Raw genomic sequence first — 25,070 nt, forward strand, 5'->3', positions numbered from 1 at the left:
CAGTTCATTCGTACAGAATCAAACCCCCTTAGCCTGATCCAGGCTGACATTGTTACATCGGCAAATATTTTGGAAGTCTTTAGCCATATTTCGCCGTTGGTCGCACCAATTTCCGGTCTTCGGTGAAATACGGGGGATTTATGTACTTATTCCCCCGATGGCCTGGATGGCTTATCGCCAATAATCGTAGCTGTGTGATCCGGCTATGCGTCATATTGAAGGCAAGACGGCCCCGCCATAGGAACAGCGATGTCAGAAGACAGCGATCTCGAAAAAACTGAATCAGCCACCCCGCAGCGACTTGAAAAGGCGCGCGAGGACGGCAATGTCCCGCGTTCGCGCGAGCTGGCCACATTCACCATACTGATTGCTGCAGGAAGCGGTATCTGGTTTTCGGGAGACAAGCTGATCCGTCAACTGGAAAGCACGCTTGTTTCCGGCCTTAGCTTTGAGCGAACCCAGGCATTCGATATGTCTGCACTCTTTGCGCACCTTGGTGCGAGCCTGGGCGATTTGTTGTGGGTGTTCGCGCCTATAGCACTGCTATTGATTGTTGTGGCCCTGGTTACTCCCGCCATCATTGGTGGCTGGTTGTTCAGCACCAAGTCGCTGCAACCGAATTTTGGGCGCATGAACCCGATCAAAGGGCTGGGCAATCTGGTCTCTTCCAATGCGGCGGTGGAATTCGGCAAGGCGATAGCCAAAACCATTCTGGTGGGCGTGGTTGCCAGTCTGGTGATCTGGCAGCAAAAAGACGCAGTTCTGGCCCTGAGTGTCGAGTCCCTGCATGAAGGCAGCGCCCACCTTGGCAGCCTGCTGTGGATCAGTTTCATCACGATTACCGGTGCCCTGGGCGTGATCGTCCTGATTGATGCGCCTTATCAAGTATTGCATCATGCCAACCAGCTGAAAATGACGCGCCAGGAAGTTCGTCAGGAAGCCAAGGAATCGGACGGAGATCCGCAAATCAAAGCAAAAATCCGCGCGCAGCAGCGTGAAATGGCGCGGCGCCGCATGATGTCCGAAGTGCCCACGGCAGACGTGGTGGTGACCAATCCGACCCACTACGCCGTGGCACTCAAATATTCGGACGGTGCGATGCGTGCACCCAAGGTAGTCGCCAAAGGCGCCGATGAGGTGGCAGCGAAGATTCGCGAACTGGCCGGTGCGAACAATGTGCCGCTGCTGGAAGCCGCACCGCTGGCGCGGGCGCTATACCGGCATGCGGAACTGGGAGATGAAATTCCGGAAGCGCTGTATACCGCTGTGGCGGAAGTCCTGGCTTATGTATTCCAGTTGCGCGCCTACCGTGAGCATGGCGGCGTACGTCCGGATATCCCCGGTGAGCTCGACGTGCCGCCGCAGCTTGATCCGCTCAACGCAGCAGCCCAGGCCACGAATAATCAGGGAGCCCGGCAATGAACGGCCTGAAACTGCCTGCCTGGATGACAGCGCCTGGGGGAGCTTCGCTGGTAGCACCGATGATCATTATCATCATGCTGGCAATGATGATGTTGCCGCTGCCGGCGATTGTGCTCGACATCTTTTTCAGTTTCAATATTGCCCTTTCCATTATTGTTTTGCTCACCAGCCTGTATACGGTAAAGCCGCTGGATTTCATGGTTTTCCCTACGGTTCTGCTGGTCAGCACCATGCTCAGGCTCTCCCTCAACGTCGCGTCTACCCGGGTAGTGCTCACCGAAGGGCATACCGGTCCGGACGCTGCAGGTAAAGTAATCGAGGCTTTCGGGCATTTCCTGATCGGCGGTAATTACACCGTCGGTATCGTGGTATTCATCATCCTGACCATCATCAACTTCATGGTCGTCACCAAGGGCGCCGGGCGTATCGCAGAAGTCGGCGCGCGTTTTACCCTGGATGCGATGCCCGGCAAACAGATGGCGATCGACGCCGACTTGAATGCCGGATTGATCGGCGAACAGGAAGCACGTCAGCGCCGTACCGAAGTCGCTCAGGAAGCTGAGTTTTACGGTGCAATGGACGGTGCCAGCAAGTACGTACGAGGCGATGCGGTGGCTGGCATCATGGTGACGGTGATTAACATCGTCGGTGGCCTCATTGTCGGCATGGTGCAGCATGATCTGACTTTTGCAGTCGCCATCAAGAATTACACCTTGCTGGCCATTGGCGATGGTCTGGTCGCACAGATTCCCTCGCTGCTGATTTCGACTGCGGCAGGTATTGTGGTTTCCCGTGTTGCCAGCGATCAGGATATTGGTGGGCAGTTACTTAGCCAACTTTTTGCCAAACCGCAGGTACTCTATATCGCCGCTGCAATCATCGGCGGAATGGGGCTTATTCCCGGCATGCCGCACTTTGCTTTTCTTCTGCTGGGCGCGGTGCTGGGTGGCGGCGGTTATATCCTTACGCAACGCGCACTCCAGACAGACATTGAACCGCCACCCGCTGTGGTGGCCGCTCCCAACGAGATGGAAGAAGCGACCTGGCAGGATATTGTGCCGGTAGACACGCTGAGTCTGGAAGTGGGTTATCGCCTCATTCCTCTGGTAGATAAGGATCAGGGCGGTGAACTGCTGCGCCGCATCAAGGGTATTCGCAAGAAATTTGCCCAGGAAGTCGGTTTCCTGTCACCGCCAGTGCATATTCGTGACAACCTCGAACTCAGGCCAGCGGAATATCGCATCAGCCTGAAAGGCGTTGAAATCGGGAGCGGCGAAGCGCATGCCGGCCAATATCTGGCTATTAATCCCGGCATGGTTACCGGTACGCTGCCCGGCGCATTGTCCAGCGACCCGGCGTTCGGCCTGCCCGCAACATGGGTAGATGCGGGGCTGCGCGAACAGGCGCAAACCATGGGCTATACCGTGGTGGACGCCGGTACGGTGGTGGCGACCCATCTCAATCATCTGATCACGCTGCATGCAGCTGAACTGCTGGGGCGTCAGGAGGTGCAGCAACTGCTCGACCATCTGGGTACGGAATCGCCCAAGCTGGTGGAAGATCTGGTGCCCAAGCTGGTGACGATTTCCACGCTGCAAAAGGTGCTGCAAAACCTGTTGATTGAGGGCGTGCATATCCGCGACATGCGCACCATTATCGAAACCCTGGCAGAGCATGCAACGCGCATTCAGGATCCCAATGAACTCACTGCCCTGGTGCGCATCGCCCTGGGTCGCGCAATTGTCCAGCAGCTGTTCCCGTCGGCGAACGAGCTTTCGGTGATGACGCTGGATAGCCGTCTGGAGCGCCTGCTGATGCAGGCTTTACAGGCAAGCGGACCGGAAGGCGCAGGAATTGAACCCGGCCTTGCCGATATGCTGGCTACTCAGACCGAACTGGCAACCCGACAGCAGGAGCAACTGGGTTTCACCCCGGTACTCCTGGTGCCGGGACCTTTACGTGCACTGCTCGCCCGCTTTTTGCGCCGTGCACTTCCGCAACTCAAGGTGTTGTCGCACGCCGAACTTCCCGATTCAAAAACCATTAGGGTTACCAGCCTAGTTGGAGGCCAAGCATGAACGTTAAAAAATTTTCCGCCAGCAATTCCCGTGACGCCTTGCGCAAGGTCCGCGATGCACTCGGTCCGGATGCGGTGATTCTGTCGAACCGCAGTATCGATGGCGGCGTTGAAATCATGGCGCTTGCAAATGAGGATATCGCAGCACTGGTGGCGCCATCCGTGGAGAAGGAAACTGTGCCGCAACCTCAGCTCACGCCATTGCCGCCAAAACGTCGTATGGAGAGCAACCAGGCCGCCAGCCTCTCGGGCGCTCTCGAAACCGCACGTGCAGCATCGACCGCGAAACAGGCCGCCGCCAGCGAGTTTAATGAAGTCATGAGCGAGATCCGTTCGATGCGCGGCATGCTGGAGACGCAACTCGCCGAGTTGTCATGGGGAGCCAGCCAGAGCAGACAGCCGCATCGCGCCGTGATTATGCGCGAATTGCTGGCAGCAGGATTTAGCGCCAGTCTGGCACGGCATCTGGCGGAAAATCTGCCGGCCGCAGACACTGCCGAAGAAGGGATGACCTGGGTCAAATCGGTTCTGGTACGCAACCTGCAGGCCATTAACAACGAAAACGAGATTCTGGAAAAAGGCGGGGTGTTTGCCCTGGTCGGACCTACCGGCGTAGGCAAAACCACCACGACCGCCAAGCTGGCTGCGCGTTGTGTAATGCGCCACGGCACCGGCAAGCTGGCACTGATCACTACGGACGGCTATCGTATCGGCGGCCATGAGCAATTGCGCATCTACGGCAAGATTCTGGGCGTGATGGTGCATTCGGTAAAAGATGAAGCCGACCTGCGCATCGCACTGGACGAATTGAAGAACAAGCACACGATCCTGATCGATACGGTGGGCATGAATCAGCGCGACCATATGGTTGCTGAACAGGTTGCCATGCTCTCGGGCGCAAGCACCAAGGTGAAACGCCTGCTGTGTCTTAATGCCACGTCTACCGGGGAGACGCTCAACGAAGTGGTGCGGGCCTATCAGGGCTCGGGGCTGGCGGGTTGCATCATCACCAAGCTCGACGAAGCAGCGACCATAGGCAATGTACTGGACGTGGCCATCCGTCAGAAACTGAGCCTTTACTACACCGCTAATGGCCAGCGCGTGCCGGAAGACCTGCACGTCATCAATCGCGATTATCTGGTTGACCGTGCATTCAAACTGAAGCGCGAATCTTCGCCATTCCAGTATCAGGACGATGAGTTACCACTGGTAATCGCCAATACCGTACGTGCGATGAAAGATAAATCTCTGCGTGAGGTGAATCTTGGCTAATTTCGATTTTGATCAGGCAGAAGGCCTGCGGCGCATGCTTGCCGGGCCTCGTCCCCGCGTCCTGACATTTCTGTCGGTGCTGCGCGACGAGGAAAAAAACGCAATGCTGGCCAATCTGGGCGCATCGCTGGTGCAGACGGGAAGCGATGTGTTACTGGTCGACGCGCGTTCCGCATCAAAAGGGATCGCATCGCGGTTTGGAGCGACACGTCGTGCAAGCTTGCTCGATGTAGCGCGGCAGGAAAAGGCGCTGGATGAAGTGGTTCAGCCGGTATCGCAGGGCCTGGGTCTGGTTTCACTGGCGCGTGGACGGCAGAGCCTGGTCAGCCGGGACGAGGCCGATGCCCAGCGCCTGGCCAATAGCTTTGACTTGCTCGCAAGACAGGCCGGTGTCGTCATGGTGGATGGAGAACTTGACGCGAACGATTCATTTCCGCTTCCGGCCATGGCCGAAGGCCAGATCGTGGTTCAGATGTCTCCCGGTGCAGCGTCGATCAAATCCGCATACAGCCTGATCAAACGGCTTAGCGGATGCATGGGGCGGCGCTCGTTCGGCGTGCTGGTGACCGGAGCATCCGAAGCAGAAGCTCACCTGGTTTATGAGAATATGGCGCGAACGGCAAGCCGTTACCTCGCCATTCAACTCAATTCCATGGGATCTGTGCCGGCTGATGAGCACCTCAACCGCGCGGCGCATCTGGGTCGTTCGGTAATCGATGCATTCCCGCTGGCTGGTGCTTCCGTTGCATTCAGGCGCCTAGCCGGACAACTCAGCCTGTCCTGAATATGTATACCGCTAACGGAAAATCGGACAAGAATTATCTCCTGACCCAGCATGCACCGCTGGTCAGGCGGCTCGCCTTTCATCTGAAAGCCCGGCTGCCGCCCAGCGTGGAAGTGGACGATCTTGTGCAGGCAGGGATGATCGGTTTGCTTGATGCCATTAATCGGTATGAGGAAACCCACGGCGCACAGTTTGAGACGTATGCCGTGCAACGTATTCGCGGCGCGATGCTGGACGAACTGCGCAGTACCGACTGGTTGCCGCGCAGTATCCGTCAGAACATGCGCAAGATTGAGGTGGCAATGAATGCCCTTCAACAACGCCTGGGCCATGAACCCACAGAAACCGAAATCGCCAGGGAACTCAAACTCTCATTGGCCGATTATCAGGAATTGCTGAGCAATGGGGCCGGACACCAGTTGATGTATTACGAAGATTTTCATGATGCGGATGGCAACGACCATTTTCTGGACCAGCATTCCAAGGGTGAATCCGGCGATCCGCTGAAAGACCTGCTCGAAAGCGGTTTCCGCGGAGCAGTTGCTGAAGCGATCGAAGCGCTGCCGGAGCGCGAAAAAATCCTGATGGGTCTTTACTATGAAGAAGAAATGAATCTCAAAGAGATCGGTGCGGTTATGGGGGTTTCGGAATCGCGCGTATGCCAGTTACATAGTCAGGCCATAGCCCGGCTCCGATCAACACTCAGGGGACAGGCGTGGACTGGGGCAGTTTAGCCGGCGTTGTACTCGCTCTGGCAGGCGTCCTGGTTGCACATTTGCTGGACGGCGGCCATATCGGTTCACTGGTGCAACCGGCCGCTTTTGTCGTGGTGGTGATTGGAACAATAGGCGCAGTCCTGTTGCAAAATCGGGTACCAGTGTTTGTCCGTGGCGTGTGGATGATACGTCGGGTATTCGTTCCTGCACTGGATAACCGGCATGAGATGGCTGACGAAATCAGGGTCTGGAGCCACACGGCGCGGCGTGAAGGCCTGTTAAGCCTGGAACCCTTCATGCTGGCGACGCAAGATCCATTCACCGCCAAGGGTTTGCGTCTGATCATCGACGGAACCGAGCCCGCCAAACTCAGGGAAATTCTCGATCTCGAGATTAGCGCCTATGAAATGGAGCAACGCCAGGCTGCGAAAATATGGGAGTCTGCAGGGGGGTATTCGCCGACCATCGGAATTCTGGGCGCTGTGCTGGGATTGATTCATGTGATGGAGAATCTCTCCGATCCGACCAAACTCGGTGGGGGGATCGCCGTGGCGTTCGTTGCCACCATTTACGGCGTCGGTCTGGCCAATCTGGTTTTTTTACCCATAGGCAACCGGCTCAAAACAGCAGTCATCCATGAAGTCAGTACGCGTGAAATGCTTGCGGATGCGTTTATCGGAATTGCCACCGGAGATAACCCGCGTGTTATCGATGAACGCGTGGCCGTCTATCTCAGATAAACGGAAGACTGATTTCTCGGTAACGAATTACTAAGTATCGTGATCTGAAGACTCCACGCCATGGCCCGAAAAAAATACGAAGAAGAGCACGACAATCACGAGCGCTGGCTAGTCTCCTATGCGGATTTTATTACGCTCCTGTTCGCTTTTTTCGTGGTGATGTATGCAATTTCGTCGGTAAACGAGAGCAAGTATCGCGTGCTTTCCGATTCCCTCGGCAGTGCTTTTGGACAGACACGAACACCGCAGACGAAATCCGGGCCAGAGCAGCCGGCATTGCCGCTGCCCGGAAAGCTGCTGGTGCCAAGGCCCCATGTCAGTGAAGCGGTAAGGCGGGAAAGGGAGAAGATGACCGGTATTGCCCGGGATATCCTCAAGGTACTCGCGCCGCTGGTCAGCGAGGGTAAGGTTCGCGTTACCCAGACGGCACGTGGGGTGAGTGTGGAAATCAATGCCAGCCTGCTGTTTGCACCTGGCGAAGCAACTTTGACCGCGGATTCCAGCGAGGCGCTGAAGGCTGTCGCAGCGGTGCTGAAGCACGATCAACATGCAATACGGGTTGAAGGCTATACGGACAATCTTCCGATCAGCAATGCCTTTTTTCCATCCAACTGGGAATTATCCGCGATGCGCGCAAGCAGTGTGGTCCGGCTGTTCGGCGAGAGCGGCATTAGCGAGAATCGCCTAACCGCGGTTGGGCACGGATCGAACCAACCCGTCGATTCCAATACGACGGTCGCAGGCCGCTCACGCAACCGCCGCGTGACGGTAACCATCCTGTCGGCACTCCCCGAAGTTGTTACCGAAATACCCGTCAAACCCGCCTCTGAAAATTAGCCTGGTCCTCATTGCGAGCATACGGTGAATCGTAAACCGGATTTCATCACGGGTACTTTCGGACTATTTACAAGCCGCCGGGAATGATCAAACCTCCTGTCCACATGCCCTATCCGGATGCATGGACGATAATATTTGAAATTTAATTCAAAAGGAGGAGACATCATGCTGTATCGATTGAAACAATTCATATCAGTGGGATTATTGGCGGGTCTGGCTGTGCTGACCGGTTGTGTTACAGCCGGTGCATCGCCAGGCAAGAGCGCTGGCGCTGGCGGTTTCCCGGAAAATGTGGTTTACCATGTCAACGATAGTTCGATTGCGCGCCTGGCTCTGAACAACGTTAAAAACCATTTGAGTGCCAATCCTCAAGCGCACATTGTGGTTGTTACCCACGGAAAAGGTGTTGATTTTCTGTTAGAAGGCGCCAAGGATCAGCAGGGCAACCCTTTTGATATTACAGCCCAGGAATTGAAAGCCAAAGGGGTGGAATTCGATGTCTGCAACAATACCCTGGTCGGGCGGAAAATTGATCCTAAAACCGTGATCCCCGAAGCCAAAATCGTTCCTTCAGGTGTGGCGGAAATTTCCAAGCTGCAATCCCTGGAACATTATTCCTACGTCAAGCCATGATTGGTTGAGCAACGCATCGCTTAACTAAATATTTCAGACATATTGAATGGGCTCATTCCGAGCCCATTTTATTTTCCCTGCTGATTTATCATTGACTCCCACAACCGGTCGAATTGCTCAAGAACAAACAAGCTCACTTTCTTGTCATGGCGCGCAGCGGCTACTCGGCGCTATTGATTAAATCTTTCAAGCAGATGAGTTGTACGATGAATCTCATCGAAAGGCTTAGTGTTTTGCCGCCTGTATCAAACGGCCGCATTCGCTGTTTTTTCCGGGGCCGGTATCGACCAGGGGAATAATGGGCAGGAAAGGGTTGATCACGCCCAAGGCAATTGCACCGGCACTACGTAATGCCAGCCTGGTTTTGTCGATCGATACCTCAGGCTTGGCAAATTTACCCCGAATGTAAATCGGGGTGCGCAAGGCCAGCGGGCTGATTACCTTGGTGTGGGGTACTAAATCCAGATTGATGGTTTCCTGTGCCATATTAATATCGCCGCTACCGATGATGGTGGTGATCTGGGTATCCAGCAGCATTGTCCTGGTTTGCAACACGCCTTTCCTGACGTTGAAATCAGCGATGGCGCAATTCAATTTGACGACTTTGTCGCCGGTAATTTTTAGCTGCAATATTTCCCACAGGTGTAAACCGATGGTTTCCAGCATCAGCTTGCTGATTTCGCCGCCATTTACAAGCAGGACAACTTTTCCGTTGGAACTGGCTAGCATCTGGCTGACGGCGTTGCCTTCTCCAGTGAGATCAAAGTCGCCGTTTACCTGACCGATGCTGGTTTTGCTCAGCTTGAAGGTGGGGAATAATTGATTGAGTAAAACTTTTCGTGCATGAATGTTCAATTTGGCCTGAATCGGGTCGCGCTGGCCATTGAGCGTAACGGCGCCTGCCAGCATCCCGCCCGCAACACCAAATTTCAGCGGGTCGAGGGTCAATATCGAATTGTTCATCTGCACGCGCGTCACCAGATTTTCAATAGGCAGGGCGCGCGCACGCTGGATGCGTTTCGCCTGAATTTTGACATCGGCGTCTACACTGTTCCAGCGTTCGGTACGGAAAGGCAGATCGGGCAGCACGTCGCGTTTGTTCTGGCTGGCGACAGACTGGGTAGAGGCAGCCTGTTGCACCCGATTGGGTGCTGAGGATTTCCCCTCATTTTGCTTGCTCATGCCTACTGGCGATCCAAGATCCGCCAGATCCAACACCTGAAACGTTACATTACCCCGCAAAAACGGGCGCTTGCCGCCTCCGTCTACTTGCATGTTGCCTTTGACGTCGCTATTGCCAATACGCCCGGTGAATTTTTCATAACGCCATTGCTTGGCGTTATGCAGCAGGTGTCCCCTGGTTGAATACGCGGGGGTGCGTGGTAGGGCAATGCCGATCAGCGGATATAGCTGATCGAGGCTGTAGCCTTTCAGCATCATATTCAAGTCAACAGCACTGAATCGGGTCAGGCTGGTCACTGTACCGGCAGCCTGGAGTTGGGTATGGCCGAGACTGGCCTTGATGTTGATAGGGTAGGGCGTCGTTTCATCGCTCAAGGCGAGGATGGTACCGCCACTGCCGCTCGCATTTAATGGCATGCCTTTGTATTCGCCCTGTGCGCTGAACACGATATCTGCAGTTGCAGCACCCTGCGACAGGGTTTGACGTGTTGAAAGCGCAGCCTGAATTTGCGTTTTCTGCGCCGGGTCAACGTAGGTGAGATGGCCGTTATCCAGCACGATGCGATCAATTTTTGCCTGGGCGCTTTCGTCTTTCTGATTGCGGTCCAGTAGCCAATTCTTGCGACCGTCCGGGCTTTGTTCGAGAAATACCTGCGGCTGAGTGAGCCTCACCGTCGATAGCCAGAATTGACGTTCGAATAATTGGGGCAAGCGGATGCCGCCATCCACGCGTTTGATACTGAACATCAGCGGCTGCCTGGCCCAGGCAGGATTGGCGAAGGTGATATCGGTAACCTGCACACGAGTGACCGGCCAGCCCAGTTTTACATCGAGGTTTCCATTGATCGTCAGTGCGCGTCCGGTTTTTTCGGTGACGGCGCGCTCGATAGGATGACGCAGCCAGTTCCAGTCGAAGAACAGGATCAACAGTACGATGGTGATGGTGATCGCCGCCAGAAGGTAGCCCAGCCATCTCAGGATGCGGCGCAACATGTTTATTTCTTTTATTTCCGGCAAATTGTGTTTGGTCAGTCTTGCATTCCCTCCACTCAAAATCCGTACGCTAGCGTACATACGATCAGTTTATTATTGTGGTTGCTGGAGGTTACGGGCTGTGAGAGAATCACGCCACAACAGTGAAAGCGCCGGGCGCGAACGCGGCGTTAAGGGCTTTCGAGCCACCCCTCTCAGCAACCCAATTCTCTTGCCACCATGACCATCCTCACCTGGATTATTGCTGCCAGCTTTCTTGGCGGTGCGCTGAGCGTATTGGCTGCTGCAGTGTTCGCTTATGCGGCCAAACCCAGTTGGGTGGGAATGCTGGTGAGTTATGCGATCGGGGCTTTACTGGGTGCTGTTTTTCTGGAAATACTGCCGCATGCTGTCGAGGCATCCGGCAATATTCACACCACCGCAGCCACGGTGCTGGCCGGCATCATGGGTTTTTTCGTGCTGGAAAAACTAGTGTTGTGGCGCCACTGCCACCACGAAACCTGCGAGACTCACGGTCTGGAACAGACTCACAGCCATAGTCAGGATGGGCACGATCATGGCCGCAGTGGCATGATGATCCTGGTCGGGGATACCTTCCACAATTTTGTCGATGGTATTCTGATAGCTGCGGCGTTTCTCGCGGACGTGCAGCTGGGCATCATCACTGCGCTGGCGATCATTACGCACGAGATTCCGCAGGAGGTGGGCGATTTCCTGATTCTGCTGCATTCCGGCTACAGCAAGACGCGGGCGCTGGCGTATAACCTGCTGTCCAGCGCTGCAACCCTGGTGGGTGGTTTGCTGGCGTATTATGGGCTGCAATCCATGCAGAGCCTGATCCCGGTATTCCTGGGGCTGGCAGCGGCGAGCATGATCTACGTGGCGGTTGCAGACTTGATCCCCGGGCTGCACAAGCGGGTTGGGCTGGTGGCGACCGTGGAACAAGTGCTGTTGATCGGCGCCGGCATTGCGACCATTGCGGTGATGGAGATGCTGGTGGGCGAATACGCCTAATCTTCTTCAGCCGCTCTGCGGCGTTTGCGCCCCGGCGTGTCTAGGATGTAATGGATCAGCGCGATCAGGCTGCCGCCGATGACGAATACAGCAATCCCTTTGAGCAGGGACGGGGCGGTGGCCACCATCATGATCCAGATATAGGCGCAGGCAAACAATACAATGTACATGGCGACGCTGGTTTCCAAACACGGATAGATCGAACAGATGACTAAAATTCCAAAAGTTGGTTTCGTTTCTCTGGGCTGCCCCAAGGCGACGTCCGACTCCGAACGTATTCTGACCGAATTGCGCGCCGAAGGGTACATTATTGCGCCCAATTACAGCGACGCCGACCTGGTGGTGGTCAACACCTGCGGCTTTATTGACGCCGCTGTGGAAGAATCGCTGGATGCCATCGGCGAGGCGCTGGCGGAAAACGGCAAAGTCATCGTCACCGGCTGCCTCGGCGCCAAGGGCGATGTGGTGCGCCAAGCGCATCCGCGCGTACTGGCAGTGACCGGTCCGCACGCCACCGAAGCAGTGATGGAAGCCGTCCATGCGCATCTGCCCAAGCCGCACGACCCTTACCTCGATCTGGTCCCCGCGCAAGGCATACGCCTGACGCCCGACCACTTCGCCTACCTGAAGATTTCCGAAGGCTGCAACCACCGCTGCACCTTCTGCATCATCCCCTCAATGCGCGGCGATCTGGTCAGCCGCCCGATCGGCGACGTGATGCAGGAAGCGGAAAACCTGGTCAACGCCGGCGTGAAAGAGCTGCTGGTCATTTCCCAGGACACCAGCGCCTACGGCGTGGACGTGAAGTACCGCACCGGATTCTGGAATGGCCGTCCGCTCAGGACACGCATGACCGAACTGGCTGCAGCGTTGTCGCAACTGGGGGTGTGGGTACGCCTGCACTACGTGTATCCCTACCCGCACGTGGATGAAGTCATCCCGATGATGGCGGCAGGCAAAATCCTGCCCTACCTGGATATTCCGTTCCAGCATGCCAGCCCGAAAGTACTCAAGGCCATGAAACGTCCCGCCGCCGCCGAGAATACCCTGGCGCGCATCAAGGCCTGGCGTGAAATCTGTCCTGAACTGGTGATCCGCAGCACCTTCATCGCCGGTTTCCCCGGCGAGACCGAGGCCGATTTCCAGATGCTGCTGGATTTCATTGAAGAGGCTCAGCTCGACCGCGTCGGTTGCTTTACCTATTCGGCTGTGGAAGGCGCAACCGCCAACGCGCTGGCAGACCACGTTCCCGAACAGCTCAAGGAAGAACGCCGCGCGCGTCTGATGGAATTGCAGGCCGACATCAGCGCCGACCGCCTCGCCGAGCGCGTGGGGCAGACCATGACCGTGCTGGTGGATGAAATTACGGAAGAGGGCGCGGTGGCTCGCTCTTACGCCGATGCGCCCGAGATCGACGGCGTGGTGGTGATCGAGAATCCAGCCGGCCTGGTGCCGGGAGAGTTTGCCAAAGTTCGCATCACCGACAGCGGCGAGCACGACTTGTGGGGCGAGGTAGTTTGAGGGCATGCACACCTTTCTCTGGCACGACTATGAAACCTTCGGCATCGACCCGCGCAGCGATCGTCCCGCCCAGTTCGCCGCCATCCGTACCGATGCGGAATTAAACGAAATCGGCGCGGCAGTAATGACCTACTGCCAGCCCGCGCCCGATTACCTGCCCGATCCGCAATCCTGCCTGATTACCGGCATCACGCCGCAGCTGTGCCTGGAACGCGGCGTGCCCGAATACCAGTTCGCCAGCGAGATCGAGCAGGCGTTCAGCCAGTCCGGAACCATTGGTGTGGGTTACAACACCATCCGTTTCGACGACGAATTCACGCGTTTCTTGCTGTGGCGCAATCTGGCCGACCCCTACGCGCGCGAGTGGCAAAACAACTGTGGGCGCTGGGACTTGCTCGACGTGGTGCGCACCACCTACGCACTGCGACCGGAAGGCATCGTCTGGCCGAGCAATGAGGATGGACGCCCGAGTTTCAAGCTCGAGCACCTCAGTGCCGCCAATGGCCTTGCCCACGCTGCTGCGCACGATGCGCTGTCCGACGTGCGTGCCACCATCGCGCTGGCGCAGCTGATCCGCCGGCAGCAGCCGCGCCTGTTTGATTTTTGCTTCACCCTGCACAAAAAAGACGCGGTGGCCGAACAGATCAGCCTGCACGCGCCGCGTCCGTTCCTGCATGTGTCCGGTATGGTACCGGCCGAGCGCGGTTGCCTGATGCTGGCGTGGCCGCTGGCGCTGCACCCCACCAATAAAAACGAAGTGATCGTGTGGGATCTGGCGTTCGATCCCGCCGAACTGTTCGAGCTCGACGCCGCCAGCATTCGTACCCGCATGTTCACTGCAGCTGCTGCCTTGCCGGAAGGCGTGAGCCGTCTGCCGATCAAGACCATCCATCTCAACAAATCGCCCGTCGTCATCAACAACCTCAACACGCTGACGCCTGCCATGGCCGAGCGCTGGGGCATGGATATCGCGTCCGGCTTGCAACACGCTGGCCGCTTTGCCAATGCGCCGGATATGTTGAACATCTGGCGCGAAGTATTCCATCGTCCGGCAGCAGGGGCCGTGGATGTGGACGCGGATTTGTACGGCGGTTTCGTCGGCAACAACGACCGCCGCGTGCTGAACCGGTTGCGCAGCCTGCCGCCCGAACAACTGGCGCAAGCCCAGCCCAGCTTCGACGACCCGCGTCTGGAAGAACTGCTGTTCCGCTACCGCGCCCGCAATTTCCCCGCTACGTTAACCGATAGCGAAGCGCAGCGCTGGCACGAGCACCGCGCCGCGCGCCTGTTCGAAGGCGCAGGCGGCGCACGCACGCTGGAGAAATTGTTCAACGAAATTGATGCGCTGGCTGAAACAACGGACGAGCGCGGCGAAGAAATTCTGGCCGCGTTGTATGACTATGCTGAAGCGATAGCGCCTGAAACTGCCTGATAGATATCATACCCGCTGTTAATGCAGGAATAAATCGAGCGCACTTCTATAAATCACGTGTGAGAGTCGCGGCTGCATAGACAAGTTTCATTTTTTAAAATTTTCGGCTCGAGTTTCCATTTTTGCTGGGGCTCGACAATTTTTGAGCTCAATATGAGCTGTTTGAGGCGACTCCCCCCGTTTTCATGTCACCATTCGCATTTTGGACGCACTGGCATTCTCGAAGCTAAAAACTTTGGTGCGAATGAGTATCTCGACGCGAGCGAGGTTGGAGTTCAGGTTCATCAAACCCATCCCGACTGCTGCGCGCGCAGCGCCAATGGCTCGCAGGTTGCCCAGACTTCTATGCCTGTGTCCCGCCGGGCTTTTGCGTCGCTTGGTGTGGATGCGCTCCAGGAGGGGGCGAATCCCAGTCGATCATGGCATTGAGCCACTCCAGCGGGTCTCCTGCCTCGCTCAGGCTGGCGTACTGGTTCTCAAGGTCAAAGAACTGTTTTGCATGCCGCGCTCTGTAGGTAGTTGGCTCAATATGCTTAACGTTTAGGCCATTGTCTGGGTGAACCAAGATTACCGGAATTTTTTAGAAGTGCCTTTAATTACTGCAGGCTCACAGTGCTTCAAGTATGTGAGAGAACTGGGTCGAGAGTCGGCTCACTATCTCGTGTGGCATACTCGGCGTGGGATAAGTTAGGGTGATGGTGAACTGGCCATGGAGCGTAGAGAGATGCAACACGATGCCATAGTTAGCCCCTGCCCTATTGACGACGGTGCGGAATTCGCGGACAACCTGTGATCTCGCACCGATTATACCGTCCACCACACCAAGATTGGTTATTGATATCCCTGGGAAATGCTGGCTTTCCCTCATTTGTGCGATCGAGGTTTTTATTTGCGAGTGGGTCCGATTGGCGGGCCTCCATGCTCGCATCGATTCACGTAATGCAGCGCTTTGGCGTGCAGCGAGTTCGATCACAGATTCGCCTGAATACGACACATGGTTGTCTAGCACAGTAATGAAACACCCGGTATCACCGATGTGGCCGGGCACGCCCAGGCGGTTTCTGAGCGATACTGCCGTGAACAGATTGGTTTCGTTAGTCACCGTAGCATCGCAGAAGCACTTGACGAGTACCGCAGAGAAAAGATCGTTCACTGACACGTTATGTGTATGGCAAGCATTTATGATGCGGCCCGCAGCGGCTTCCCGCAGGCCGATAATTGACACACCAGTTGCACGGTTTCCGACTGGGACATTGTCATATAGCGGGAGGCGTGATCGCGAATCTGTCACAGCTTCCGCCGCGTCGTCAACTGACCGCTTCGCGCATCCGATAGTCATTCCCTCGCTGACCCACTCGTCAAGGCCCCGAGGAAACTCGCCTGTCAGCACCCGGGAGGTGGCACAGCGCTCTCCATATAATGCAGCGAGGAAGTCAGAAAAAATGACGCACGTCGAATGACCATCTGAGATAGCGTGGTTACGTGTGAATAAGAAATGCGTTACGTTATCGTCCCGTTCAGTGGCCATCCGCATCCGCCACAATGCGTGTTCTGATGGCAGTAAATCAGACAGTTCGTGTTGTAGCAGATCGTGCGCGCATAGACCTTCCGGCGCGGGTATCTCGCTAATCTCTATACGACTAAAGTCATTATGCAGATAGAACCAGAGTGCTCCCTGCTCTTCCCTAATGCAGGCAGCAAGAAGTGGATATCGCAGAAACACGGATGATAGGCAGGTACGAACGTTCTCTATCGTGTGGTATCCATCGACGGTGACCAGGGTCGTGACTTGCGTGTTACCGCTGAGAAGGCTATGCATATAGGCAAAACTAGCCTCCACCATACTGAGTGATCTGACTTTCCCCATGTTAATGTCACACTCGAGTCTGGACGCGACTCAACATCTCAATGGGCCGGCGTTCGGTAAACTCGTCCGCCTCGCCGATCCAAACCTGGTTTGAGAGCACCGCATCCTCAGCAAACCGGATGGTGACGATATCGCGGTCTCGAATGCCAAAGCCATAGTCGGAACTGTTCTTGTCGGCGCCTAGATACACGTAATGGACTGTGCTCGGCGGCCTCAGGCTAGCGTGTGACCAAAGTTTCTGCAGCATATGGTCGAGGTCGAAAAACAAAGCACTAGTTCCAGTAGTGAATAGGCCATCCCAAACGCGCTGTCCGTCGCGGTCAATGGAAACGCTTCCGTCGACGCATACTGGCGGCGGTGCCAAGACCAAAGTTGCCGCGATTGCGCAGTCGCACAACTTCCCGTAAGAGAGATGCGACGAGTTCGCCTTGATCTGTCCGATATCCGTCAAGTCGTTTCCAAATGAGTAGCCTAGATACTGTGGGCAACCCTTACTGTCGACCAAGTAGACCATCACAACCTCTGCCTCTTCACACACTCCTACGGCTGATTTTGGTACTGTTAAACGCTGGCCGGTGGACTTAAGACAACTGCCGAAACCCTTAAAAAACCAGGCAGGATAACCTTGCGCCCCGCTCTTCGAATTGTCAGTTTGTGGTGGCCGCTTTGTCTTGTGCGTCAGACCGAAGCCGCTGACAATAGCAGTCGCCTGCTCGGCTGGCATCATGGGTGGCCTCAAGTGGAAGGCACCTGTGTCACCAACAGTTATGCGGTGGCCGATGTGCGAACGAAGAAAGTCGCCGATTGCACCGTAGTGATGTTCATCCTCATATTGCTTTAATAACTCAACTACAGGCAAATCGACTTCATAGACGTCACTGGGACCTATCAGTGGTGGCCTTCCAAACCCCAAACATCGTGAACCACGGTATTCACATTCAAAAATCGTTTCCATCAGCGAATCTCCTAGGAGTGGAAGGGTGTAACACGGTAGGCACGCTTGCGCGGTCACGACATGACCAACTCAACAACCACAGGACGACGGTTGGACTTGATGTGGGCAACGGCGGCTCTGATAGCCGGCTGTATCTGCTCGAGCTCTGTCAAGCGCCTTTCAACGAGAATGTTGAACGAATCCGCGAGCTTCAGAAAATCGACCGGGTTGTCATAGAAGCTAGTTCCGATTACGGACGCGATAGTGTTGCGGGACCGAAGTCGGGCTATCTGTTCAGCGTGCTGTTGTGAGTTCAAGTACAGTCGGTTGTTCATGACGATCGTTAACAACGGGATAGCATACTGAGACAAGGTCCATAATGCGCTTGGGGTGTACAGTAGGTCGCCGTCTGACTGTAGGTTGACGCAAATTGAGTCGCTGTCCTTATGAGCCAGTGCGGCGCCGACCGACGCGCCTAGTCCATAGCCCAGGCCTGCACCGCCGCTAAGCCCAAGGTACGAACCAGTGCGATCGATGTCCCATAAACGCTTGACCCAGCTATCGACGGTGACGCTACCCGTATTGGTAAGCACCCATTTCTCAGCCTTAAGCGCCGCATGGATCTCGACTAGTGCAGACGTCACGTCTATTTCTAGAGCGGACCGCCTTTCGTCGGCGTGAACCCGCCACCGTGTCCGGTTCGTGTGATGAAGATCGGCGATGCGTGCGGCACGGGTATGCCGTTTCCGATTCCACCCCGGATCGGCAGCCAGTGAAGACTGCTTGACCGCCGCGGCGAGGCGTTGGAGAGTTTGGCAACTGTCGCCTATCAGCGGCAGGTCGATCGGTACAAGACGCTGATAGTCGGCTGCCCATTTACTGACCAACAAATCCCCGTATCCGACTGCAGCAATGAATAAAGGATTGCTATCACCAGATTCCCACCGTGCAGTTAATGCTCCCCAAAGATCTTGCACGTCAAGAGCGAGCACAAAGTCCGCAGCTGTAATGGCATCTTCGGAACCGTCAATTAAGCTCAGCGGGTGAGTGTTCGGGAAGTTGAAGCGGTTCGCCTTGTCAACAACGGCCGCACCGGTGGCTTCTGCCAGTTCGATCAATGGTTGGACCGCGGCAGGATTCCTGCCGGTGAAATCGACAATGATGACTGGTAACGTAGCGTCCAACATCCTGCCGATAATTTGCGTGATAACGTTGTCGGCTACGGGCGGCAGCACAGATGCTAAAGCTTGAATTGGCGCCGAGAGCATAACGTCAGCCGCAAGGGGTTCTTCCTGAGTTTCCGCGTCGATCGCGACATACACAGGTGCGCTTGGTTCGGTGTTCATCAACCGGAAGGCGCGATAAAGCGACTCCAGCGTCGCCCGTTGACCCACCGGCTGGTCGCTCCATTTGACGAAGTCCTTGACCGTGGAATCGACGTGTTGGGAAGTATGAATCCAGTCGATCCATGGTCGGCGCTTGGCTGAGTCTATAGGTCCATTGCCGCCGATTACTAGCAAGGGGACTCTATCGCACCAGCCGTTGAACATCGCCATGCTTGCATGCAGCAGGCCAATGTTCGCATGAACCAATATGGCCATATGTCGCCCGGATGCCTTGTAGTAACCATGCGCGATTGCGACCGAAATCTCCTCATGGCAACACATCACCAACTCTAGCGGTTGGCCGTCGATGTCGTCACGTTCAACGACGAGAGAGTCGTGCAGCCCGCGGAAGGATGCGCCGGGATTGAAGCAGACGTACTCGATACCCTGCTGTTTTAAGAAATCGATAACGATATCGGAAAAATATTTCATCAGGCCGTCCCTTTGATTGGTAGTTGCACGGACTGCCAGCCGCGGGTTGTGGAACGGTAGGTTGCTTCAAGGTAGGCATCTGCTTCGCGCGTCAGCGAGACGCCGAGCCCAGTGCCAGAAGGAAGAGAGATTGTGTTGGTGAGACGATCGACTGGTGGTGCAGGCGCCACAATTAGTCTGTCGAAGAAGCGGTCTGATTGTCCCGCCTCCACAGTTAGGTGATCGTTGCAAAGAAAGGCCAGATGACGTTCAGCAGCAATCAGTGGCCCGACCTCAGCAACCTGGACGCCAATTTGATATGCGATTCCACGTTCCCGAGCTAGTTCGACAAGCCTGATGGAGTTCAGTAAGCCACCGCACTTGGAAACGCGTATGTTGAACGCGTCACAGGCGTCGTAGCGAAGAGCAATCAATGCATCTTTGTACGAACAGAGTGATTCATCGAGCATAATGCGCACCCCCAAAGTCTCGCGGAGTTTGCACAGTTCGGCGTATCGGCCCTTCGCAATCGGTTCCTCATAAAGGCTCACAGACATTTCATGCAACGCCTTGATGTTGTCCGCCGCCTCTCGTACGTCCCACGCCATGTTCGCATCAACGATCAGCGGCACATCGTCGCCCAATCTTATACGTAGAAATTCAGCCCTCCGGACATTTTCCCGCAAATCATTGGATGCCTTTAGTTTGATGAAATGGAATGGTCCTCGTTGATCAAGGAACTGTTCAATGTCTGCATCAAGGTCGAGAACCTGCGTTACCAAGATATATGCCGGGTTAGCTCCGACCACCGATCCATTTTTGTGAATATGACACGCCATCGCAAGTATGTCGCGTAGCGGCAGCCCCTCACGATGAGCCACTATGTCGAGAATCGCCATTTCAAATAGACAAATGACATTGTTGCCGGATGGAAGACCAGCGATAGCAGCGATACCGCGCCCATAGAGTTCATCAATCAGGGCTCTAGCATCGAGCGTTTCGAGTAACCTCACTAGCAGACTAACATCGACCTGCTTGCACGACTGCAGCACATCAGTCGACGTCTCGCTCGTAACGTATGGTCGTGGTGCGCATTCGCCGAGCCCGGTGAATATGTCATAGGTCAGCTCAAGCACGATACTGTCGGAGCACCGCCGTGAAGCTGCAGCGTGCCCGAATGGGAACTTCATTGGCTGACGGACATGGAATAGTTTAGCGTCAAGCATGGCCGTGATAGCCGCGTGACAGCACATAGCACGATGTCCAGTTGACCAGTTGGGAACGCGCCTCTGTGAAGAACAAGTAATGCTTGTCGGCGGGCAGTTGCAAGATCATTCCCTCCCCACCGCTGACTTGCCGATAACCATCGCGAGCGCTTGCAAGATTGATAACCGGGTCTTCCGTTCCAGAAATGAAAACGGTCGGCTTGCGACAAACAAGCGCGCCGGGTGTCACGTAATGTTCTTCAAGATGCCACAATACACTCCTTGAACGTCGCGTTAGATACCGGATGGCTAACTGATCATTCTTGATATAACTGAGGTATCGTTCAATATTAGTGAAATCTGTAGGTTCAAGATTTGCATCCCAAAGATCATCGCTAGAGTCGCTCGCCAAAGCTTTCTGTTGCTCAGGAGTCAGGGTTGCGTGCAAGCGGCCGAGCCAAGCGGAGCAGAAAACACTATTGTCGTAATCGATGTCAAACTCCTCATGACGCAAGAGTGCCGCCAGAATCGATCCGCCGAGGCAATGGCCGAACAGACATAACGGTGTGCCGTCCGGCAGCTGTCGCTTGGCAAAGCGGAGCGCTTCCACATAGTCATCAAGGAGAGTATCAGCCGGTGGCAATTCGTTCTTGATACCATCACTGATGCCAGAGCCCCGTCTGTCAAGGACGTATAGCGTAATGTCGTTGCTGGCGAACTGAGTGCCGGCCTCCCACACCCAACCGGCGTGGCTTTGTAGCCCGTGGAAGTAGAAGATCGCCCCTTTGGGTTGCCGTGGACGCCATGCGTGGAGAGCAATGTCATGGTCGTCGCGCCGGAGAATAGAAATTTCTTTCTTAATACCTTCAGTGATGTACTGGACAAACATTCTCGCCTCCTATCAGTTGCCGATGGTGTTGATGATCTCTTGAACAAACTTTGTGTCTTGATGGAAGGGTTTGTACTTGAACTGCGTCGAATTACCGTTCGCGCGCTTTCGGTCGACGTATCGGCTGATCGAATTCGGCGGCACTGTTATTACACGGATGCCGTCGAGCCGCTTGCTCTTGCGTTTCGACGCATATTCAATATTGATACGCTGTAGGGTTTCATCAACGCTGTGCGCGAATGCCTGATCCTCAGTACCGTGACCGTCCCGAGTTTCCGCCAGAGCGATGTAGAACGGTACTGTCTCCCAGCATGGGCCACACATGTACAAACCCATCCCGAGGCCGGCCTGCGCCAGCGCAACAGTGATGGCTTCTGTTACCTGAGCTTCTGTCAGCTTTTCGCCGGTGAATGAATGGAAGACACCAGCCCGGCGCACGAAATGCAATCTGGGTACATCGCCAACCCTGCCAGCAACCCTGAAGATGTCACCGGTCACGAGGCGGTACAAACCATTCCCCTGCGACATCACAAGGTGGTAATCCTCCCCGATCTTGAGTTCGTCGAACAGCATCGTGTCAAGCACCTTGCCAGCATCGAGTGCCGCGTCGAGGTCCTCTGACGCTGGCACGAACTCGTAATATCCTTGATTCACTGCAAGCGGTTGGCTATCAGGATCGTTGTCGACTGGAATGGTGACGACGCCCTCGGTGCCGCAACTCATGAATGGAATCCGTGCGACATTGGGAAAGATGCTGGAGAGATTCCTGCTATAGAGCTTTGCGGAAGCGGACAACCAGCAACTAAACAGCTCTAGTGTCGGCCACACATCACGTAGGTTGACGTCTGGGCCTTGTAAAACTCGCTCCAGGTTTCTAGCAACGAACTGATTGCCGTCGTCAATGCGTACGCCTTTCAGCGTTCCATCGTAGACATCTTTGATCAGGGCCTCCGCAAACATAAGGAGGTGATCTCGCAGCGAAATCAACGTGCTCGGATTGATTGAGGAGATAAATCGTAAGTCTTTGCCGATCAGATGCCTTAGCCTGTAGTACATCCGGTCCTCGTGTCTGTTAGGTACAGATGGACCGAACCAAGGCGCTTCGTACCACGGAGGGTTCCAGTCGTTTCCGGTCACTCGTGGATGCCGGTTGCTGATTGCCTGGTGAGGAACGCCGTGGACAAAGTCGTTGCTTGACTCACGGACCGTCTGGGTGTCCAGCACGGCATAGGGGTTTGAAAGGAGCGCCGGGTGATAATCAATGTAGGTCGCCCACATGGCCTTCATGGCGGGAATCCGGTACTGGACCAGCCAGTGGAGTGTGTATGGAATTTTCTTAGACACCCCCATAGTGCCACTGGTCTTGAGCCACCGGATCACCGGGCTGCAGCTTAATACACCACCTTTGGTGTGTGTTTCAGCATCAAGGAGAGGCTCAAAATCATTATAGCGTCGGATGGGAAGCGTCCGGCGAAACCACATCGATGGATTTGGACCACCGCTAAACTTCTCCTTCTTCCAATGCAACGAGTCCGCGCTGATATGTACAAGGTCCTCGAGCACCTGTTGCTGAGCCCGGCGAGGGTCCCTGATATCGTCCAGCAGACGTGCTCGTTCGTACTCGCACTCTGTCTTGAATGGGCTTTTACGGGCCGATCCAGTCTGACGTTTTCATGATGACAATCACATTTTGTAAAAGGTTGTATGGAGGCTGCGGTCGTCGCCGCAGCCAGTCAGTAAAGCGTAGCTTGGGCCACAGATGTGCAGCTTCGGAAGTAAGTTTTCCGACAGCGCAACAGTTGGCTTTTCAGCGCCATATATTTAACGGTCAACGAGAGCCATCATCCGTTCGTTGTAACGTTCGCCGGCGACCACGCCGGGACGCAATGCTTCGTCCAACAAACTAATAGTCTCAGCGTCTAGCTCGAGCGAGCCGGCTCCGACATTTTCCTCCAAGTACTGACGCCGTTTCGTGCCGGGAATTGGAGCGATATCCTTACCTTTATGCAGCACCCAAGCGAGCGCCAGTTGCGCAGGCGTGAGCTCGAGCTCACGCGCAAGGCTCCTAACTCGCTCGGCTGCCCGGACGTTCGCGTCGAAGTTGTCGCCCTGCAGACGAGGGTCTTGCCGCCGGAAGTCGTTTTCCGGATAACTTTCCGCACGGTGAACAGTTCCAGTCAGAAAACCTCGTCCCAGCGGACAGAACGGGACTAAGCCGATGCCCAGTTCGCGTAGCACGGGTAGTACATCACTTTCAAGGTTGCGCTCCCAAAGCGAGTATTCGCTTTGAACAGCCGAGATGGGGTGGACGGCATGGGCTCGCCTGATGGTAGTTTCGCCTGCTTCGCAGAGGCCTATGAAACGGACTTTTCCAGCCTCAACGAGATCGCTCATGGCGCCGACAACATCTTCGATCATTACCCGAGGATCAACGCGGTGCTGATAGAGAAGGTCAATGTAGTCTGTACCCATCCGCGTAAGCGACGCATCAACGACCTCATGAATGTGCTCGGGCCGACTGTCGATAGAAATGTTGCCGTTGTGGACGAGGAAGCCGAACTTAGTTGCGACCACTGCATCATGCCGGCGCCCTCGTAGTGCTTGACCGAGCAGCACCTCGTTCGTGAATGGACCATAACCTTCGGCGGTATCAAAGAACGTCACGCCGAGATCGAGCGCACGGCGAATAGTCAAAACTGACTCGCGATCATCAGGCTCCCCATACCATTGACTCATGCCCATACAACCCAATCCCAGTGCTGACACCTCAAGTCCCTGTTGACCCAACAATCGTTTTTCTAGCATATTTAGCTCCTAAACTAGGTTTAATTTCTTGAAGACCTACTACCAGCGAATGCAGCCAATTCTTACCAGATATCTCAACTGACGATCGAAGAGGCTTTGCTCCACATTGGAACAACCCAACGGTGACAGCAATTCATGCCCGAGGACTACTCACTAATTTACCAATAGGCAAACCTTTGAACGCGCGGCAGGTAACACCGTGAAATATGCGGATACTCCTCCGCGCGTCGCACTTAGCAGATCGTCCCTCCCCCATCTACGAGAACCGTGGCGCCCGTCGAGTGCTTGTTGCCAGCAAGATAGAGGATTGCGCCAGCAACGTCTTCCGGTTGACCAACGCGTCGCACGGGCAACCGTGATGCGGCCGTCTTGTACATCGCGAGGCGTGTGTCCTCAGGGACTGCGTCCCACAGGGGGGTGGCCACGAGACCTGGCGATACTGCGTTCACCCGTACTGGCGATAGCTCAATGGCTAGGCCACGGGCGAGAGCTTCGACTGCCGCGTTGATGGCGCCCTGCAAAACGGATGATTTACTAGGCCTTACTGAGAGATAGCCTGACACGAACGTAACAGAACCCGAATCCCGTACCTGGAGGTAACGTGCTACTCGATAGGCGCCCCAAAACTTGCTGTTCATCGCTTCGTACGCTTCGAGAAGTGATAACCCTCGCACTGGTCCGCTCGGCGTCTGCGCAGCCGTAATGACTACGTGATCCCAAACCGATCCTGCCGAGAAGAACGCTTCTATTGCCTGTTCGTCCCTCGTATCCAATGTGCACCCCACCACACCATGGCCAAGCCGTTGCGTGGCCAGCCGGACCTTATCCTCCGAGCGCGAAGCTATGGTCACGTTGGCACCCGCAGCAGCGAATGCCTTGCTGGCGGCGAGTCCGATACCAGAACTGCCACCCACAACAAGCACCTTTGCATTTTTGAAGTCAGACATAGTG

At 55.5% G+C, this 25,070-nt stretch carries 21 protein-coding genes; 11 read left to right on the plus strand and 10 right to left on the minus strand.

The window, feature by feature from the left end:
- The first annotated feature begins 249 nt into the window (after window positions 1–249).
- The 8 genes from flhB to ACFDAU_RS06795 all read left to right on the plus strand — a co-directional run bounded on the left by flhB (window position 250) and on the right by ACFDAU_RS06795 (window position 8,481).
- On the plus strand, window positions 250–1,422 hold the full coding sequence (flhB, locus tag ACFDAU_RS06760; protein ID WP_413439224.1) for a flagellar biosynthesis protein FlhB: 1,173 nt from the start codon (window positions 250–252) through the stop codon (window positions 1,420–1,422).
- Window positions 1,419–3,500, plus strand: a complete 2,082-nt coding sequence (gene flhA / locus ACFDAU_RS06765; protein WP_413439225.1) for a flagellar biosynthesis protein FlhA — start codon at window positions 1,419–1,421, stop codon at window positions 3,498–3,500. Before flhB ends, flhA begins: the two co-directional genes overlap by 4 nt.
- Window positions 3,497–4,771, plus strand: coding sequence for a flagellar biosynthesis protein FlhF (gene flhF / locus ACFDAU_RS06770; RefSeq protein ID WP_124706244.1), 1,275 nt, complete (start codon window positions 3,497–3,499; stop codon window positions 4,769–4,771). The genes flhA and flhF overlap by 4 nt, the downstream gene beginning before the upstream one ends.
- On the plus strand, window positions 4,764–5,555 hold the full coding sequence (locus tag ACFDAU_RS06775; RefSeq protein WP_413439226.1) for a MinD/ParA family protein: 792 nt from the start codon (window positions 4,764–4,766) through the stop codon (window positions 5,553–5,555). The genes flhF and ACFDAU_RS06775 overlap by 8 nt, the downstream gene beginning before the upstream one ends.
- A 2-nt stretch (window positions 5,556–5,557) precedes the next feature.
- Window positions 5,558–6,289 (plus strand): RNA polymerase sigma factor FliA, encoded by a 732-nt coding sequence (locus tag ACFDAU_RS06780; protein ID WP_413439227.1) that lies wholly within the window; start codon window positions 5,558–5,560, stop codon window positions 6,287–6,289.
- Window positions 6,271–7,011: a flagellar motor protein gene (locus ACFDAU_RS06785; RefSeq protein WP_413439228.1), complete on the plus strand. Its 741-nt coding sequence runs from the start codon at window positions 6,271–6,273 to the stop codon at window positions 7,009–7,011. Before ACFDAU_RS06780 ends, ACFDAU_RS06785 begins: the two co-directional genes overlap by 19 nt.
- 60 nt (window positions 7,012–7,071) lie before the next feature.
- Complete coding sequence (gene motD / locus ACFDAU_RS06790) at window positions 7,072–7,848, plus strand: flagellar motor protein MotD (RefSeq protein WP_413439229.1); 777 nt, start codon at window positions 7,072–7,074, stop codon at window positions 7,846–7,848.
- 135 nt (window positions 7,849–7,983) lie between these two features.
- On the plus strand, window positions 7,984–8,481 hold the full coding sequence (locus ACFDAU_RS06795) for a DsrE family protein (protein ID WP_413439230.1): 498 nt from the start codon (window positions 7,984–7,986) through the stop codon (window positions 8,479–8,481).
- Between the two features lie 225 nt (window positions 8,482–8,706).
- On the opposite strand, the gene ACFDAU_RS06800 is transcribed toward ACFDAU_RS06795, so the two are convergent.
- A complete protein-coding gene (locus ACFDAU_RS06800; protein WP_413439231.1) occupies window positions 8,707–10,656 on the minus strand; it encodes an AsmA family protein in 1,950 nt (649 codons plus the stop codon).
- A gap of 219 nt (window positions 10,657–10,875) precedes the next feature.
- On the opposite strand from ACFDAU_RS06800, the gene ACFDAU_RS06805 reads away from it, so the two are divergent.
- Window positions 10,876–11,670 carry a ZIP family metal transporter gene (locus ACFDAU_RS06805; RefSeq protein WP_413439232.1) on the plus strand — a complete coding sequence of 265 codons (795 nt, stop codon included), beginning with the start codon at window positions 10,876–10,878 and terminating at the stop codon, window positions 11,668–11,670.
- On the opposite strand, the gene ACFDAU_RS06810 is transcribed toward ACFDAU_RS06805, so the two are convergent.
- Complete coding sequence (locus ACFDAU_RS06810; RefSeq protein ID WP_413439233.1) at window positions 11,667–11,840, minus strand: hypothetical protein; 174 nt, start codon at window positions 11,838–11,840, stop codon at window positions 11,667–11,669. The two genes, ACFDAU_RS06805 and ACFDAU_RS06810, sit on opposite strands and share 4 nt — an antisense overlap.
- A 37-nt stretch (window positions 11,841–11,877) precedes the next feature.
- Here ACFDAU_RS06810 and rimO point away from each other — a divergent pair, with 37 nt between their 5' ends.
- On the plus strand, window positions 11,878–13,191 hold the full coding sequence (gene rimO / locus ACFDAU_RS06815; protein WP_413439234.1) for a 30S ribosomal protein S12 methylthiotransferase RimO: 1,314 nt from the start codon (window positions 11,878–11,880) through the stop codon (window positions 13,189–13,191).
- A gap of 4 nt (window positions 13,192–13,195) precedes the next feature.
- Window positions 13,196–14,623, plus strand: coding sequence for an exodeoxyribonuclease I (sbcB, locus tag ACFDAU_RS06820; RefSeq protein ID WP_413439235.1), 1,428 nt, complete (start codon window positions 13,196–13,198; stop codon window positions 14,621–14,623).
- A gap of 607 nt (window positions 14,624–15,230) precedes the next feature.
- Here sbcB and ACFDAU_RS06825 read toward each other — a convergent pair.
- The 8 genes from ACFDAU_RS06825 to ACFDAU_RS06860 all read right to left on the minus strand — a co-directional run bounded on the left by ACFDAU_RS06825 (window position 15,231) and on the right by ACFDAU_RS06860 (window position 25,066).
- Entirely contained in the window at window positions 15,231–16,442 is a 1,212-nt protein-coding gene (locus tag ACFDAU_RS06825) for a phthiocerol/phthiodiolone dimycocerosyl transferase family protein (RefSeq protein ID WP_413439236.1), read from the minus strand.
- A gap of 55 nt (window positions 16,443–16,497) precedes the next feature.
- The gene (locus tag ACFDAU_RS06830) at window positions 16,498–17,445 is read right to left on the minus strand and encodes a hypothetical protein (RefSeq protein WP_413439237.1); all 948 of its coding nucleotides are present in this window, start codon (window positions 17,443–17,445) and stop codon (window positions 16,498–16,500) included.
- A gap of 53 nt (window positions 17,446–17,498) precedes the next feature.
- A complete protein-coding gene (locus ACFDAU_RS06835) occupies window positions 17,499–19,241 on the minus strand; it encodes a thiamine pyrophosphate-binding protein (RefSeq protein WP_413439238.1) in 1,743 nt (580 codons plus the stop codon).
- Window positions 19,241–20,356 (minus strand): mandelate racemase/muconate lactonizing enzyme family protein, encoded by a 1,116-nt coding sequence (locus ACFDAU_RS06840; protein WP_413439239.1) that lies wholly within the window; start codon window positions 20,354–20,356, stop codon window positions 19,241–19,243. The genes ACFDAU_RS06835 and ACFDAU_RS06840 overlap by 1 nt, the downstream gene beginning before the upstream one ends.
- A gap of 82 nt (window positions 20,357–20,438) precedes the next feature.
- Window positions 20,439–21,314 carry an alpha/beta hydrolase gene (locus ACFDAU_RS06845; RefSeq protein ID WP_413439240.1) on the minus strand — a complete coding sequence of 292 codons (876 nt, stop codon included), beginning with the start codon at window positions 21,312–21,314 and terminating at the stop codon, window positions 20,439–20,441.
- 12 nt (window positions 21,315–21,326) lie between these two features.
- Window positions 21,327–22,919, minus strand: a complete 1,593-nt coding sequence (locus ACFDAU_RS06850) for a GH3 auxin-responsive promoter family protein (RefSeq protein WP_413439515.1) — start codon at window positions 22,917–22,919, stop codon at window positions 21,327–21,329.
- Between the two features lie 216 nt (window positions 22,920–23,135).
- Window positions 23,136–24,119, minus strand: coding sequence for an aldo/keto reductase (locus ACFDAU_RS06855; RefSeq protein WP_413439241.1), 984 nt, complete (start codon window positions 24,117–24,119; stop codon window positions 23,136–23,138).
- A 233-nt stretch (window positions 24,120–24,352) separates the two neighbouring features.
- Window positions 24,353–25,066, minus strand: a complete 714-nt coding sequence (locus tag ACFDAU_RS06860) for an SDR family oxidoreductase (RefSeq protein ID WP_413439242.1) — start codon at window positions 25,064–25,066, stop codon at window positions 24,353–24,355.
- Window positions 25,067–25,070 lie beyond the last annotated feature (4 nt).

This window comes from Sulfuriferula sp. GW1, from assembly GCF_047300855.1.
Lineage (GTDB): Bacteria > Pseudomonadota > Gammaproteobacteria > Burkholderiales > Sulfuriferulaceae > Sulfuriferula.

Coding starts and splice junctions, on each gene's coding strand:
- ACFDAU_RS06780 (WP_413439227.1), top strand. CDS start 5,558: ATGTATACCGCTAACGGAAAATCGGACAAGAATTATCTCCTGACCCAG.
- ACFDAU_RS06825 (WP_413439236.1), bottom strand. CDS start 16,442: ATGCATAGCCTTCTCAGCGGTAACACGCAAGTCACGACCCTGGTCACC.
- sbcB (WP_413439235.1), top strand. CDS start 13,196: ATGCACACCTTTCTCTGGCACGACTATGAAACCTTCGGCATCGACCCG.
- ACFDAU_RS06835 (WP_413439238.1), bottom strand. CDS start 19,241: ATGAAATATTTTTCCGATATCGTTATCGATTTCTTAAAACAGCAGGGT.
- ACFDAU_RS06860 (WP_413439242.1), bottom strand. CDS start 25,066: ATGTCTGACTTCAAAAATGCAAAGGTGCTTGTTGTGGGTGGCAGTTCT.
- flhA (WP_413439225.1), top strand. CDS start 1,419: ATGAACGGCCTGAAACTGCCTGCCTGGATGACAGCGCCTGGGGGAGCT.
- ACFDAU_RS06800 (WP_413439231.1), bottom strand. CDS start 10,656: ATGTTGCGCCGCATCCTGAGATGGCTGGGCTACCTTCTGGCGGCGATC.
- ACFDAU_RS06845 (WP_413439240.1), bottom strand. CDS start 21,314: ATGTTTGTCCAGTACATCACTGAAGGTATTAAGAAAGAAATTTCTATT.
- ACFDAU_RS06810 (WP_413439233.1), bottom strand. CDS start 11,840: ATGTACATTGTATTGTTTGCCTGCGCCTATATCTGGATCATGATGGTG.
- ACFDAU_RS06830 (WP_413439237.1), bottom strand. CDS start 17,445: ATGGAAACGATTTTTGAATGTGAATACCGTGGTTCACGATGTTTGGGG.
- rimO (WP_413439234.1), top strand. CDS start 11,878: ATGACTAAAATTCCAAAAGTTGGTTTCGTTTCTCTGGGCTGCCCCAAG.
- flhB (WP_413439224.1), top strand. CDS start 250: ATGTCAGAAGACAGCGATCTCGAAAAAACTGAATCAGCCACCCCGCAG.
- ACFDAU_RS06805 (WP_413439232.1), top strand. CDS start 10,876: ATGACCATCCTCACCTGGATTATTGCTGCCAGCTTTCTTGGCGGTGCG.
- motD (WP_413439229.1), top strand. CDS start 7,072: ATGGCCCGAAAAAAATACGAAGAAGAGCACGACAATCACGAGCGCTGG.
- flhF (WP_124706244.1), top strand. CDS start 3,497: ATGAACGTTAAAAAATTTTCCGCCAGCAATTCCCGTGACGCCTTGCGC.
- ACFDAU_RS06855 (WP_413439241.1), bottom strand. CDS start 24,119: ATGCTAGAAAAACGATTGTTGGGTCAACAGGGACTTGAGGTGTCAGCA.